Consider the following 14,533-nt stretch of genomic DNA (forward strand, 5'->3'; position numbering starts at 1 on the left):
TTTTTCCATCACACCCCTGCAGAGTAACGGTTTCAGAGCAAACCGCAACGCTGTTTGCTGCGCGCTTCCGCCTCCTCGTAAAGCGTAAACTCGTCGTACACCGCACAGCCGAGCGCGGCTTCGAAGGCATTGCGGCTGGCATTGCCGTGGCTGCGCGCCTGCGTTTCATTGCCAAGATTCGACTGGAAAATCCCCGCCGCGCTGACGGGCAGAAAATCCTCATAGGTGATCGGCTGCGCCACAACCCAGCCGCGTTCGATCAGCGGCTGCGGATCGTCGCCGGGACGAAACGCGTGGCGATGCGCCTCACCTGTCGGAGTCAGACGGTAGCGGAAATAAGCCAGCCCCTGACGGCGCAGGAACATTTCGCTGTCCGGGAAGGTGCTGAAGATCTCGCGCAGGTGAAGCTGATGGGTCAGGTTGTCTTTGCCGGTCCCGGCCTGATTTAACAGACGGTCGTACAGCTCGCGTCCTTTCGGCGTAAGGGCCACGCCCCGCTGCTCAATCTCACCGAAACGCGCGGTATGCGTACCCTTGTGTTCTCCCGCGAAAAGCACCGGCTCTTCCAGCGCCTTAAAGCTGGTCTGGCGCAGGAGGATCGGCACCTCGCGGCGTGGCGGGCCTTCAATCAGGATTTTCGGCTCAATGCCGTAATTCGGCATCAGTTCCTGTACCCGGTCGATATCCAGCGTGCGCGGCGTGAGATGGTTGATATGGCACCCTGGGAAACAGACCACGTCGGCAATCAGGCGATGTTCGTTGCTAAGCGCCAGATAGGTTTCCTGATCGACCGTCGCATGGCGATGCCAGCGGAAGGTTTCTAAGGCTTCCTGCACAAATTCGCGCGCCTGTGCCTCGGTAAAGTGTCCCTGTACATCATGCAGGTCGATCAGGTCCAGGCAGCGCGGCGTAAAGATGTTGCGCCGGGAGAGGATCTCTGCCGCCCTTTCGCGCAGCGCAACGTTTTCAATCAGCTCCAGGCGCAGCAGCGAGGTAAAAATGCGAAACGGATTACGGCAGAGCGCCGCATCGTCAGTCGGACGAAACGCCGTCGAGTGGACGGGCACGCCCGCCTGGGAGAGATCGTAGTAGCTGACCGGGTACATGCCCATAATGGCGAAGATCCGGCGCAGGGTGGAAAGCTCCTGCGCGGTGCCAACGCGGATCGCACCGTGACGTTCAACATTCAGGCGCGCCAGTTCGTCTGCATTTGCCAGTTGTTCATGTAAAAGTGGGTTATTTTCCAGAACCGCCAGGTTAACGTCCGCCACCAGTTCCAGCAAGGTGCCGTACTGCGGAACTTCCTGCTGGTACATCGCCGACATAGCCTGCGAAAAGTGTTCCCGAATATCATCAGCCGTGATGGTGTTCGCCATGATGTCATGCCTCCAGTGAATACTACCTGGAGTGTAGAGAAGCCCGTTCTTTTCGTTGGGAAGAATTTACAAATTGTGATCCAGGCAGACGAGTGGTCAAAGCATGGGCGTTTTTGAAAAACAGTTGTAACTCAAACAGATCAAATGTTAAAAATATTTTGCTATCAGGTTATCAAATTCAAACAACTTAACTTGTCACCCGCGTCGCTCTGTTTTTAACATCGCCTATGGAAAAAAATGGTCTGTTCAGTCAGCGCATACGCTTGCGCCATTTGCATACATTTGTGGCCGTCGCTCAACAGGGAACGCTGGGGCGAGCGGCTGAAACCCTTAACCTTAGTCAGCCTGCACTATCCAAAACGCTGAACGAACTGGAACAGCTTACCGGAACCCGTCTGTTCGACCGCGGCCGTCTGGGCGCTCAGCTTACGCTCGTAGGCGAACAGTTCCTGACGCATGCCGTTAAAGTTCTTGATGCCCTCAATACCGCCGGTCAGGCCTTAAACCGTAAAGAAGAGCAGGCCCGCGACATCGTGCGCGTGGGGGCACTGCCAACGGCGGCGCTGGGCATATTGCCTGCGGCGATCGGCCAGTTCCACCGCCAGCAAAAGCACGCCACGCTTCAGGTCGCGACCATGAATAACACCATGCTGCTGGCGGGCCTGAAGTCAGGGGAGCTCGATCTGGGCATTGGCCGGATGTCCGATCCGGAACTGATGAGCGGCCTGAATTACGAGCTGCTGTTCCTGGAATCACTGAAGCTGGTCGTGCGTCCGAATCATCCCCTGTTGCAGGATACCGTCACATTAAGCCGCGTAATGGAGTGGCCGGTGGTAGTTTCCCCGAAAGGAACGGTTCCGCGTCAGAATGCGGAAGCGTTGCTGCAAATGCAGGGCTGCACGCTGCCTTCAGGGTGTATTGAAACGCTCTCGGCGTCTCTTTCGCGCCAGCTGACGGTGGATTATGACTACGTGTGGTTTGTGCCGTCCGGCGCGGTGAAGGACGATCTGCGACGCGGCGTGCTCACCGCGCTGCCGGTAACCTCACCCGGCGCAGGAGAACCCATTGGGATCCTGACGCGGGTAGATGCCCCGCTCTCTGAAGGCGCCCAAACGCTGTTAAGCGCCATTCGTAAGTCAATGCCTCTCTGATCCTGAACGCAGAACCCGCCGCGAGGGCGGGTCTGTCTTACTCAGAACGTTTCCCAGTTATCACCTGAGACGGCCGCCGCCGGGGTTAAAGGCGCGGGTTTTGCTGCGGTTGCGGCGGCTGTAGTCCGTCCTGCGCGCGCCCCGTTGAGACGAAACGCGCCAACGGCTTCCGTCAGACGCGCGCCCTGCTCTTCCAGCGAGGCCGCCGCCGCAGAGGCTTCTTCCACCAGCGAGGCATTCTGCTGCGTCACCTTATCCATCTCGGAAATCGCCTGGCTCACCTGAACAATGCCGCGGCTCTGCTCATCAGACGCGGCCGCAATCTCCAGCATAATATCGGTGACGCGTTTAACCGCCTCGACGATCTCATTCATGGTATTGCCCGCCGCAACCACCTCCCCGGAACCCTGATCGATAAGCGATACCGATTCATTAATCAGGCTTTCAATCTCTTTCGCCGCGTTCGCGCTGCGGCTTGCCAGGGTGCGGACTTCACTCGCCACGACCGCAAAGCCGCGTCCTTGTTCACCCGCACGCGCCGCCTCGACCGCCGCATTGAGCGCGAGAATATTGGTCTGGAACGCGATGCTGTTAATCACGGCGGTAATTTCAGAGATCTTCTTCGAGCTGGTGGAAATATTACCCATGGTTTTCACCACGCCGGAGACCATCTGCCCCCCGCGGCTGGCCTTACCGGAGGCATCTTCTGCAAGTTTACTCGCATGATGCGCGTTATCGGCGTTTTGCTTCACCGTCGCGGTGAGCTGCTCCATGCTGGCCGCCGTCTGTTCGATGGCCGCCGCCTGCTGTTCGGTTCGGGATGAGAGATCGGTATTACCCGCGGAGATCTCGCTGGTTCCACGGTAAATCTCCTCCGCCCCCTGCCGCACCGTGCCCACGGTTGCCACCAGCGCGTGCTGCATTGTTTGCAGATCGCGCGTCAGGCGGCCAATTTCGCTGCGCCCGGTCGGTTCGTCCGGCATGGTTAAATCGCCTTTCGCGATATTTTCGATACGCGTAGCGGCTCGCTGAAGCGGGTTTATCACCGTACGGCGCAGCACCACAAAGGTGATCACCGCCAGCGCCAGCGCCAGGCCAAACGCGCCGAACATAAACATCAGCCCCAGCCGGGTGCGGGTGTGAGCCTGCGCCGTCAGTGCGTTGGCGCGTTCGGTGCGGATTTTTATCGCCTTCAGCAGCACCGCGTTATAGGCATCGTCCAGCGGACGCGCGGTCTCATTTTCATGGTTGATAATGGCTTCAAACATGCCGTTTTTGGCATATTTCAGCATCGGCTGCATACCGGCGATGTAGGCGTCATAGCGGGCTTTCAGATCGCCATCCAGCGCTTCATCAGCCTGAGTGCGAACGGTGCGCTTCATATAGGCGGCAAATCCATCCTGCGACTGCCTGATGCGGATCTCAGCCTCAGCGATGTTTTGCTTCATCGCCTCCATCTCCGCGATGCGGCTCGCCGCCCCCGCGTGGATCATGTTGATACGGGCGGTGCGTAAATGGTTGGAACTGTTTGACAGACCGGTGCGCACCTGGATTTCTGCTGTGACATCCTGCTGATCGTTATCGGCCTGGAGCAGGAAATAGCCTGCCAGACCCGAGCTCAAGGCAAACAGGAGAATAATGCCACCGAGAATGGAGGAAAACAGCGGAACCAGCCGGATGTGATGCAAGAAACTCAGCTTGTGCTGCGCCTGCATCGATGTTGTGTTGTCCATGACCGTCGACTCTCTTATAGGTAAGATGCGTAAAAACACGCCTGTAAAAGAGTCATCGGCACAGCGGGGAATTAGATTACGCCTAAAAGCGCCAGACAGGTCACACTTTAGAGAAGATCAGGGAAGAAATGCCAGCGGGAAAAACCGCTGGCAGAATAATCAGTTGTCGCCGAAATGGATGACGGTACGAATGGATTTTCCTTCGTGCATCAGATCGAAAGCTTCGTTGATCTGCTCCAGCGGCAGGCGGTGCGTAATGAACGGGTCGAGCTGAATTTTGCCGACCATCGCATCTTCAACCATGCCCGGCAGCTGTGTACGGCCTTTCACGCCGCCAAATGCCGACCCGCGCCATACGCGCCCTGTCACCAGCTGGAAGGGACGGGTTTTAATCTCCTGACCCGCGCCGGCCACACCGATAATGATGCTCTCACCCCAGCCTTTGTGGCAGCACTCCAGCGCTGAGCGCATCACGTTGACGTTGCCGATACATTCGAAGCTGAAGTCCACGCCGCCGTCGGTCAGCTCAACGATCACGTCCTGAACCGGTTTGTCGTAGTCTTTCGGGTTGATGAAGTCGGTCGCACCCATCTCACCTGCGAGCTTAAATTTCTCCGGGTTGGTATCCACAGCAATGATACGCCCAGCTTTCGCCTGTACCGCGCCCTGGATGACCGCCAGACCGATCCCGCCCAGGCCGAACACCGCCACGGTATCACCCTCTTTCACTTTCGCCGTGTTATGCACCGCGCCGATACCGGTGGTGACACCGCAGCCGAGCAGACAGACTTTATCCAGCGGGGCCTGCGGGTTAACTTTCGCCAGTGAGATCTCGGCGCACACCGTGTATTCGCTGAAGGTGCTGGTCCCCATGTAGTGATAGATTGGCTCGCCGTTATAGGAGAAGCGGGTTGTGCCGTCCGGCATAAGACCCTTGCCCTGCGTGGCGCGCACGGCCTGACAGAGGTTAGTTTTGCCGGATTTGCAGAACTTACACTCGCCGCACTCTGCGGTGTAGAGCGGGATCACATGGTCGCCGGGCTTCAGGCTGGTAACGCCTTCACCCACTTCCACCACTACACCGCCCCCTTCGTGGCCGAGCACCGCCGGGAATACGCCTTCCGGATCGTCACCGGAGAGGGTAAACGCATCGGTATGGCAGACGCCGGTGTGAGTAATTTTGATCAGCACTTCGCCTTTCTTCGGCGGAGCAACATCAATTTCAACGATTTTCAGCGGCTGGCCTGGGCCGAACGCGACAGCTGCGCGAGATTTCATGATGTCTTTCCCTTGTTGTGAGGTGTGTGGGTTTATTTTAGATAAGAGCGCAGCAAATGGCCGACTTCCGCCATCCGCACTGCCCGCTGATCCGGGGTGGTCTCCCCCGTCACCAGCTCATCTTTGAGGTGAATTTCAACCATTTCACCCATCAGGCCATTGGCAGCACCGCGCACGGCGGCTATTTGCTGCAGAATGGCGAGACAGGGATCGCCCGACTCCAGGGCGCGTTCAAGGGCATCAACCTGGCCTCGAATGCGGCGGACGCGGGTCAGAATACGTTTTTTATCTTCGGGTGAATGCGGCATACGCCCTCCTGATACTATAGGGGGGTATGGTACCTCGTATGTTATTGCCCTGTAAACCACAAGATAGAGACGCTGCAATGAGCACATCGCCGGCAAGGAACAAAAGATATTTAGGGTTTATTCTGGCCGCTACGAATCCTATTTAGCTCGTAATGTTAAAATTCAGCACTTATATGGCACGATGTGAACAGAAATAACATTCTCGTCACCTAACATACTGCTACAAACAAAATGGTGGTGTTAATGATTGTACTAAAGAGCTTTTTATTCTTTGTTGGCGCGGCGGTCGCATGCGCGCTTATTATACTTTGTCTTTGGGTTGATATGCGGTTTGTCGGCCATGATATTCCGGAATTATCACTGACCGAAATCATGCAGGAAACGGTATTAGCGACTATCGTGTTTCTCCATTTTCGTCTGGCGAAAATGGATGAATCCATGCGTTACTGTAATATACTGGTTGGCGGTTTTTTCCTGACGATGTTAATTCGTGAACTGGACGCGCTTTTTGACCTCATTTCTCATGGGAGTTGGGTGTGGTTCGCGCTGATTACCGCTCTGCTGGCTATAATTCGCCCCGTTATGCATTTTCGCACTACCCTGGAACAGCTGGCAAAATACACGCAATCCCCCTGGTACGGTATTCTGTTGAGCGGCCTGCTGGCTGTACTGGTCTTCTCCCGTCTCTTTGGAATGCAAGTGCTGTGGCACGCCATTCTGGAGCATGGCTATATGCGTGTCGTGAAAAACGCCGTGGAGGAAGGTTCGGAATCGTTCGGCTATATGCTGTGCCTGGCCGCATCCCTTGGCTATTACATTACCTTTCGCGCTAACGCACGAGAGAAATAGTCTCTTCCCGCTACGTAGACAGAGACGGCGAGGGAAATATTTATCCACTCCATCCTTAGGGCGTTATGGTGGACATGTAAGAAAGACATATCCTAAAAAGAGGTACTCAGGCGTCGATTTCAGCGAATTCTCTCTCACTCTTGCCATCAGCGTCTATCCTTAGACTATCAACAAAAGGAGGCTAGAATGTCTGATTTCGACACTGATAAAAATGCACAATACGCTGGCGATAAAGCCAAAAACAAACTTGATGAATTATCCGGCTCTGCACAGCAGCAGTTTGGTGAATTCGTTGATTCCCCTAAACATCAGGTGAAAGGTGCAGCGAAAAAATATGCTGCTCAGGCCAGTGATGCCGTCTCGGATGTTACTGAAGCCGTCAGAAATAACCCGTTAACGGGCTTAATCGCTGCGGGTGCGGTAGGCATCGTTCTGGGACTTCTGCTGGGACGGAAATAATTTCAGGCCCTCCGGGGCCTTTTCTTTTCCCCACGTTTTTCTCCCTCTCTTCCCCCCTAATTTTGATAGTTCTTCTGACAAATCCCCGAACTGCACGAAAAACTTGTACAATTTAGATGTACAGATTTGACCGGATAGTATAAATTCGATGCCAGTGATGTTACAAAATTGTTTGTCAACGGTGGAAAATTATGCGTCGCAACCATGCTCCCTCTACAGCAGAAAGCGCTATAACCTTGTATTTTAACAAGGATAACGTCCCAACACAGCAGGAAACCCTTGGTGCCATCGTCAGTGAGATCATCAAAGAAAATGTACAACTGAGCAGAATGACAATTTGTACAAAGCTGTTGCGCAGAATTGAAGAATCAACGTCTGACGTTGAGAAAGCGCACTATAACGGTTTGATAGCCCTCTTCTTCGAGCGTTAACCTGAACACTGTTTTTAACTTACTAAGTTAGTCATGCTGAGTGAGAATAGAGCATCTGGATGCGATGACTAACCCCATGCTACAGCCGCGTGTAGCAGAGTGAGATTAAGCTATGCATAGAACTAAATTTGAACGACTTAAGGATGACCTTATCGGTGAGGCCGTATTATCCATACTGAAAGAGAACGGACCTATTACCTTTGCGTCTCTTGCTAATCGCCTGCTGGCGATGGCTAACGTTGAATCAAATGATGAGCGTAAAAATGCATTGATTGCCGCTGAAGATGAAGTGCGCCAGCGTGTAACCGGCGTATCGCACGACCGGGGAAGAGTGATGGGCGATTATGATATTGGCCGCATGCGCTCTCTCTTTACTCACAACACGCTTCTGAGCCCAAATAAGAAACACTAATTTTAACCGAGACGGTGACCACCATGAGTAAAGCGACTATGCACCAGACGTATAATTTTGAAGCCCTGCACGATAAAGGACTGGCGGAACACTTTCTTAATGCTGGAAAGCATCTCAGTGGTGAAGTTGAAGTGTTAGGCTCGGCAATACGCTGTATTATGCTGACCGGTGACAACCTTTCGAATAAAGAGATCATCCTGCAACTGATTCACGCCCTTGAAATTACCGAGGAGCCTGAAGCCTGCGATGTCATTCGCAACACACTTGAAATTGTTGTCGGCTTTACGCGTGATGATATCTGAGAATACACTATTGCGACGGTGAGTGGGTGTTTTTTACTGGTGGTCGAATACTGTAGTCTGTCGTACCACCAGCATAGTGAAGCCGTTAACTAAATAGCCGTACCATTCGATCCAACTCTTCTTCTTTAACCGCGCGGGAAAGATAATAACCCTGGAATCGCTTAACCCCTAACGCGACAAGTTTTTCAAATTTTTCTTCGCTATCGACGCCTTCCGCAACGCATTCGGTCCCCGTCATGTCGCTGTAAACCTGTATCGCTTTAATAATGCTATAGTCTTTGTCGTTAGCCACAAAGTGCTCAACAATATCGCGATCAAGCTTTAGTCCATCAACATTAATCAGTCTGATGGGCAGCATAGCATGATATTTTGAAAAACAGTCATCCAGAAAAAGCCGACATCCCTCGGCGCGTAAACGCTGGAGTGTTTCGGGAATATTTTTATCCTTTGTTACGTCAATCGTTTCAGCTAGTTCAAAGACCAGTTTCCCGGCCCACTGCGGTTTGAGTAACATTTCGACGGCCTTTTTGGCCATCCCCGGCAGCGCGTTCCCCGAAGCAAGTTGAGGAGGAATGTTAACTGAAAAATAATATTTTCCATTGTATTTATTGATACCTGATACGGCCGCATGGATGACTAACGCCGTTAGCTTGAGCCATATTTCACTATTTTTTATCCCTCCCAGAAAATAGGTTGGCTTCAGGATCTCACCTTTTTTATGCCAGCGCAGCAGGATTTCAAATCCAACTCCTTTTTTATCACTATCAGTGATAATTTGATAAGCTGCAAAGATTTCCCGTTTATGTAACGCTTGTAATATATCTATTTCCGTTTCCGAAAACACTTTTGTTTTATTTTTTACTGCACAAACCTCATCTCTGAAAACGCGAGAGTCGCTAAACCATACTCTGATAATATATAATTTACCCAAACCCACCTTGCGATGGGTATAAATAGTTTTATCTGACAGCCCTAACCTCTTGCTCTGCTCTTTTATGGAAATACCCCGATAGAAATTCAGTAGCACGGTTAACTCGCGATGTGTTAACCCATGCAAATTTTCTTTACCCTCCTTGTCCGGTACGTTACGCAACAAGCGTGAAGGGCCAGCACGCTCATCTGTCTCATTTTTTACAAAGCCCATTATTTCTGTAATATTCTCTACCCTGATCGTGGAAAGCTTTTTTGTATTATTAACGAGACTTCTCAACGTTGCATTAAGCCATCGCTCAGGTAGTGCACCATACAGGGTGACCCTGCAAATCACTGGCAGTGCATTCAGAACGGATACCAAGCGCTTCAGGCTTTCAAGAAAAGTAGCAACGTCACGACCAAGGAAAACCGAAACCTCGGGCGATTGATTTTCCATCATTTTTTCAACGTCAACGGAACATATTTCATCCTCTTCAAAATGGAGTCGCGTGGCGTGTACGCCTCGAGATTTCAGAAGCAGGCTATACCCTTCAAAGGTGAAACCGCAGGCTGAAATAACAAACCGTTGCTTGTAGCAAGTACCTTGCACAGAAGGTGAATTTTGAGACATAACCTGCTCCTGAGAATACAAACATCATTCCCATATGTAATTAAAGCCAATACTCCTTGTCGCGTTGAATAATTTTACCGCACCCCATTTGGTTAATAAACCGTTATCAATGTTATGCACATGAACATCTTTGCGTTAATCAACCGACTCATCCATATGCAGCATAAATATCATTTTCTTTTCATATAACAACAGTAACCAGGACTTTCTCAAGGTATAATGAAAATTCCGAAAAAGAAGTCCGGGCACTTCTTCTCATCGGCTCAGACAAAAAAGAGAAAATGCTATGGATAATCACATCTCATCCAGAGCTTTGCTACATCGACGGGATGTCATTAAAAACAACCCGCGATTTAGTGAAGCTATAATAGAACACTACAGAATCAATGACGCCATTTATAAAAAACAACCCCTGTTCTACAAAACGATGCTTCAGGAATCACGGTTCAATATAATACTCTCAATATGTTGTTTTGTTTTTGGCAATCAGGCTGAGTCGGTCTCGGAGATTAAGGCACTGTGCTCACGCTATAATATCGCCAGCCCTAACAGCGTTATTGCGATCATCACCATACTTAAAACCACCGGGCGAATTAAGACCTGGCGCTGTACCGAAGATCGGCGAAAAACAAAAATCGCGCCTACGGAAAAAGGACTGGATGAGCTTAAACGCTATATGTCCGGGGCGTTCACGCCTGTTAGCATTCTTTATCCGACATTCAACATTAATGTTAATCTTCTGGACAATGACACACTCAGGCACAACTTTTTCCGGCGCGCCGCAGAATACCTTTTCCGCGGATTAACATTCAGTAAAGTACTTCCGGAGGTGGGTTTATTTATTGATAAGGATGGTGGCCGAATGATTATGCTCTATCTCTATTTGCAAGCCATTAAAAACAAAACAGCATACGGTGCCATAATAGCGTATTCAGCCAGCACACTTGCAAAAGAATTTTTCGTCTCGCGTATTCACGTCAACCGCATTATCAAATCGGCACAGGAGGCTGGTTATCTTAAAGATCGCGGCGATGGCCGGATGTCCATTTACCCGGCATTTATCGAACTTGTCGAAAATTATGCCGGTTTATATTTTGCCTATGTCACACATTACATCAATGTGGTACCAAAAGAACGACGCCATGCTGTCAACATGACGTCTACACTCTGAACTGACGGGCGTTCGGCTTGCTGAACGCCTTTTTTATCGCTCGCGCAGCGCCTCTTTTGCCTTATTTAACGGTTTCAGCAGATAATCAATGACGGATTTACTGCCGGTTTTGATATCAACCGTAGCTATCATGCCCGGAAACACCGGGAATTCCTTGCCCTGCCGGTTAGTCAGATGGTTACTGTCTGTACGGATATAAACGCGATAATAATAAACATCCCGTTTCACCTCGTCCTGAAGGGTATCCGGTGAAATCATCGTCACCTCCCCCTCCAGCCCGCCGTAAATGGAGTAGTCATAAGCGGTGATTTTCACCAGCGCTTTTTGCCCGGGATGGATAAACGCGACATCGCGCGGCGAGATTTTCGCTTCTATCACCATCTGGTCATCAAGCGGTACCAGGCTCATCAGTTTGCCGTTCGGCGGGATCACCCCGCCAACCGTCGTCACGTCAATGTCTTTCACGATGCCACGCACCGGCGCATTAAACGTTAAGCGGGTGAGTGAGTCTTCGCGCCCTTTCATCACCGAACGCTGCGCTTCGATTTCCGCGTTCGCTTTCGCCAGTTCTTCGCGGGCGCGAACGTAGTACTGGTTTTTCATCTCGGTGATTTTGCTCTCCAGCTCATTTTTTTGGCGTTCAAGGCGTAAGACTTCGACCTTACTGGCCGCCCCCTGCGTCACCAGCGGGCGCGTTAATGCCAGTTCACGCTGCACGAGATCCGCTCCCTGGCGTAAACCCGCCAGCCCTTTTTCAAGGCTTTCGCGACGAGACTGGTAAAGCGCCGTTTCCTGTTTAACCAGCTCAACGTCGTCATCCAGCTCTGCCGGGAATGTCAGCCCGGTGTCGTTCACTTCAGCATTCAGACGCGCGGCTGTCGCCATCGCAGCATTTAATCGAGACTCGCTCTCAAGCACGCTGGACTCGGTTTTCGTCCGGTCCAGTTGGGCAAGCTGTTGACCACGCTCGACGATATCGCCTTCGCGCACCATCAGATTGTGGATAATCCCCCCTTCCAGGGACTGGATCACCTGCTCGTGGGAGGACGGGATCACCTTGCCACTGCCCGTAGTGACCTCATCCAGCTGGAACAGGCTGGCCCAGGTAATAAACACCACCAGCAGGGCAAACAGCGACCATGCCACCAGCGACGATCGCGGCAGGCGGGGCTCCTTCAGTCGGCTATTAAAGCGGGAGAAATCATTCATGCCACGCCCTCCGTTTTCAGTTTAACCGTGCGCTGCGGCGCCTGCTGCGGGGCCATTCCGTGCTGGCGTAAAATGGCATCACGAGGGCCATCCATCACCACTTTGCCGTTTTCCAGCACGATGATGCGGTCAACCAGGTCCAGAATCGGCAGACGATGCGTCGCCACCACCAGCGTCCGGCGCTTACCGAGCCACTGGTGCAGATGCTGGATAAACTGCTTCTCGCTGACCTCATCCAGCCAGGCGGTGGGTTCATCCAGCAGCAGAATATTCGGCGAGGTGATCAGCGCGCGGGCCAGCAGCAGCGCCTGACGTTGCCCGCCGGAAAGCCCCATTCCGCCCTCGTTGATGATGGTGTTCAGCCCCATTTTCTGCTTGCGCACAAACTCCAGCGCGCCGCTGTTGACCAGCGCCTGATGAATTTCCTCGTCTGTCGCCAGCGGATTACCCATCAGGATGTTGTCGCGTACGGAGCCGAAGAACAGCCTCGCCTGCTGACTGAGCAGCTGCATATCGCGGCGTACGTCAGCCGGGTCAAGATGATTGAGAGCAATATCGTCCAGCAAAATGCTGCCCTGCTGTGGCTCCTGCATTCCCGCCAGCAGATGCAGCAAGGTGCTTTTCCCCGAACCATTCCGCCCGAGCACCGCCACGCGCTCCCCGGCGCGAATGCGCAGTTTGCTGACGTTCAGCACGGTGAGCTTCTCTTCTTCGTCGTAATAAAACCCGACGTCGTCCAGCTGATAATCACCGCGCAGGTGGGCTTTATGCACTTTTTTGCCGTGCTGGGGATCGTCAATCGGACGCTGCATCAGGTCATCCAGTCCCTTGCGGGCCACCTTTGCTGACTGCCAGCGGGAGAGCACGCCGGAAATCTGCGACAGCGGCGCAATGGTGCGGGACGCCAGAATCGAGGTGCCCACCAGCGCACCGGTGGTCATGTCGCCGCTGATGACCAGGTAACAGCCCACCAGCAGCACCACGGCGTAGACGATAGATTGCACCTCCTGGGTCCAGGTCAGCAGCAGCCCCGTCAGCCAGCGCTGTTTCATGCCGACGCTGGCGGCAACGTCATTGGTGTTATTCCACTGGTTCTGGAACCGCTGCTCGGCGCGCATCAGCTTGATGTCCTCAAGCCCCTGCACCGCTTCCACCAGCGTGGCGTTACGAATCGCCGATTCACGCATCCCTTCGCTGGAGAGTTTTCCCAGCGGGCGCTGCACCAGCAGGCCGGGAATGAGCAGCAGCGGCACGGCCAGCAGCACCACCAGCACCAGCGGGCCGCCAATCATCCACAGAATGAAGACGAACAGCAGGAAGAACGGCAGATCGGAGATGGCCGCAATGGTGGTGGAGGTGATCAGCTCCCGCACCGACTCCAGCTCGCGGATCTGGGCGATAAACGACCCGGTCGATTTCGACCGTGCGCCGTTTTTAATCCTCAGGGCGTGGGCAAACACGCGCTCGGAAATACGCAGGTCGGCGCGTTTCCCTACCACATCCGAAATATGCACCCGCAGCATGCGCATGATGAATTCAAACACGATAGCGATCATCACGCCGCCAAACAGCACCCACAGCGTGGCTTCCGACTGGGACGGCACCACCCTGTCATACACCTGCATGGAAAAGACCATGCCGGAGAGCGCCAGCACGTTGGCGACCAGCGCCACCAGCATAATATCGCTGTAACGACGCCAGTCTTTCAGCGCCAGCTGCCAGAACCAGTTTTTCTCATAGGGTTTGATGTAATCATCCACGCGCGCATCCGGCGTGGACTCCAGGGGACGCAGCACCATCAGCCCTTTTAACCGCGAACCGAGTTCGTCACGCGTCAGCGTCGTCTCCAGGCCGCCGTCGCCGCTGAACTGCACGCTGATGTTCCCTTCGTTGTCCATACGGTTGATGACCGCGATTTGCCCGCCGGTGAACTCCGCCAGCAGCGGTAAGCGCCACGGGTCGAGCGATACGGCTTCCGCCGCTACCCAACGCATCCCCAGCCCAAGCTGGCGCGCCATCTCCTCCAGCACCAGCTGGTGCGAAGACTGGCTTTCATGGTTAATCGTGACCCGAACATGCTCCGCCGAAAAATCCAGCCGATAGTGCTTAGCGATGATGAGCATGCCCTGCAACCAGGGTTCGTACTGTGGATGTGTCTTCATAATGCTACGTCCTGTTCAGGGCGATGATTTCGCACTGAAATGATACCTTTGCGAGATGATTAGAAATCGAACGTTACCTAAACAAGCCCGCAAAATAATCTTGTGAAATAGAGGGTTATGGCTATTAATGTAAAGAAACGCAAAAAGCC

Annotated in this window: 14 protein-coding genes; 7 read left to right on the plus strand and 7 right to left on the minus strand. The window is 53.0% G+C overall.

Annotation, left to right across the window (positions count from 1 at the left end; genetic code table 11):
* Positions 1-32: 32 nt before the first annotated feature.
* Positions 33-1,376: a VOC family protein gene (locus ACNQ0T_RS03455; protein ID WP_063147347.1), complete on the minus strand. Its 1,344-nt coding sequence runs from the start codon at positions 1,374-1,376 to the stop codon at positions 33-35.
* 227 nt (positions 1,377-1,603) lie between these two features.
* Between ACNQ0T_RS03455 and ACNQ0T_RS03460 the strand changes: the two genes are divergently transcribed.
* Positions 1,604-2,527 carry a LysR substrate-binding domain-containing protein gene (locus tag ACNQ0T_RS03460; RefSeq protein ID WP_038416030.1) on the plus strand — a complete coding sequence of 308 codons (924 nt, stop codon included), beginning with the start codon at positions 1,604-1,606 and terminating at the stop codon, positions 2,525-2,527.
* A 41-nt stretch (positions 2,528-2,568) separates the two neighbouring features.
* Here ACNQ0T_RS03460 and ACNQ0T_RS03465 read toward each other — a convergent pair whose 3' ends face one another.
* The 3 genes from ACNQ0T_RS03465 to ACNQ0T_RS03475 all read right to left on the minus strand — a co-directional run bounded on the left by ACNQ0T_RS03465 (position 2,569) and on the right by ACNQ0T_RS03475 (position 5,846).
* A complete protein-coding gene (locus ACNQ0T_RS03465; RefSeq protein ID WP_417929576.1) occupies positions 2,569-4,260 on the minus strand; it encodes a methyl-accepting chemotaxis protein in 1,692 nt (563 codons plus the stop codon).
* Positions 4,261-4,419: 159 nt separating this feature from the next.
* On the minus strand, positions 4,420-5,538 hold the full coding sequence (locus ACNQ0T_RS03470) for an S-(hydroxymethyl)glutathione dehydrogenase/class III alcohol dehydrogenase (RefSeq protein ID WP_017693450.1): 1,119 nt from the start codon (positions 5,536-5,538) through the stop codon (positions 4,420-4,422).
* A 32-nt stretch (positions 5,539-5,570) separates the two neighbouring features.
* Positions 5,571-5,846, minus strand: coding sequence for a metal/formaldehyde-sensitive transcriptional repressor (locus ACNQ0T_RS03475; protein WP_003857256.1), 276 nt, complete (start codon positions 5,844-5,846; stop codon positions 5,571-5,573).
* A 243-nt stretch (positions 5,847-6,089) separates the two neighbouring features.
* On the opposite strand from ACNQ0T_RS03475, the gene ACNQ0T_RS03480 reads away from it, so the two are divergent.
* The 5 genes from ACNQ0T_RS03480 to ACNQ0T_RS03500 all read left to right on the plus strand — a co-directional run bounded on the left by ACNQ0T_RS03480 (position 6,090) and on the right by ACNQ0T_RS03500 (position 8,299).
* Positions 6,090-6,695, plus strand: coding sequence for a hypothetical protein (locus tag ACNQ0T_RS03480; RefSeq protein WP_023300068.1), 606 nt, complete (start codon positions 6,090-6,092; stop codon positions 6,693-6,695).
* Positions 6,696-6,881: 186 nt separating this feature from the next.
* Complete coding sequence (locus tag ACNQ0T_RS03485) at positions 6,882-7,154, plus strand: DUF883 family protein (protein ID WP_003857263.1); 273 nt, start codon at positions 6,882-6,884, stop codon at positions 7,152-7,154.
* A gap of 191 nt (positions 7,155-7,345) precedes the next feature.
* Positions 7,346-7,585 carry a regulatory protein YcgZ gene (gene ycgZ / locus ACNQ0T_RS03490; RefSeq protein ID WP_003857265.1) on the plus strand — a complete coding sequence of 80 codons (240 nt, stop codon included), beginning with the start codon at positions 7,346-7,348 and terminating at the stop codon, positions 7,583-7,585.
* Between the two features lie 112 nt (positions 7,586-7,697).
* Positions 7,698-7,997 carry a hypothetical protein gene (locus tag ACNQ0T_RS03495; RefSeq protein ID WP_023300066.1) on the plus strand — a complete coding sequence of 100 codons (300 nt, stop codon included), beginning with the start codon at positions 7,698-7,700 and terminating at the stop codon, positions 7,995-7,997.
* 23 nt (positions 7,998-8,020) lie between these two features.
* The gene (locus ACNQ0T_RS03500) at positions 8,021-8,299 is read left to right on the plus strand and encodes a biofilm development regulator YmgB/AriR family protein (protein ID WP_075208094.1); all 279 of its coding nucleotides are present in this window, start codon (positions 8,021-8,023) and stop codon (positions 8,297-8,299) included.
* A gap of 85 nt (positions 8,300-8,384) precedes the next feature.
* Here the strand turns inward: ACNQ0T_RS03500 and ACNQ0T_RS03505 are convergent, their stop codons facing one another.
* A complete protein-coding gene (locus ACNQ0T_RS03505) occupies positions 8,385-9,842 on the minus strand; it encodes an EAL domain-containing protein (protein WP_417929578.1) in 1,458 nt (485 codons plus the stop codon).
* Positions 9,843-10,128: 286 nt separating this feature from the next.
* On the opposite strand from ACNQ0T_RS03505, the gene ACNQ0T_RS03510 reads away from it, so the two are divergent.
* Positions 10,129-11,013: a hypothetical protein gene (locus ACNQ0T_RS03510; RefSeq protein WP_023300064.1), complete on the plus strand. Its 885-nt coding sequence runs from the start codon at positions 10,129-10,131 to the stop codon at positions 11,011-11,013.
* A 33-nt stretch (positions 11,014-11,046) separates the two neighbouring features.
* Here the strand turns inward: ACNQ0T_RS03510 and ACNQ0T_RS03515 are convergent, their stop codons facing one another.
* Both ACNQ0T_RS03515 and ACNQ0T_RS03520 read right to left on the minus strand, forming a co-directional pair.
* On the minus strand, positions 11,047-12,222 hold the full coding sequence (locus tag ACNQ0T_RS03515) for an HlyD family type I secretion periplasmic adaptor subunit (RefSeq protein ID WP_048966890.1): 1,176 nt from the start codon (positions 12,220-12,222) through the stop codon (positions 11,047-11,049).
* The gene (locus ACNQ0T_RS03520) at positions 12,219-14,384 is read right to left on the minus strand and encodes a type I secretion system permease/ATPase (RefSeq protein WP_417929580.1); all 2,166 of its coding nucleotides are present in this window, start codon (positions 14,382-14,384) and stop codon (positions 12,219-12,221) included. Before ACNQ0T_RS03520 ends, ACNQ0T_RS03515 begins: the two co-directional genes overlap by 4 nt.
* Between the last annotated feature and the right edge of the window lie 149 nt (positions 14,385-14,533).

Origin of the sequence: Enterobacter cloacae complex sp.6700776 (assembly GCF_048284255.1) — a bacterium.
Taxonomy (GTDB): Bacteria; Pseudomonadota; Gammaproteobacteria; order Enterobacterales; family Enterobacteriaceae; genus Enterobacter; species Enterobacter intestinihominis.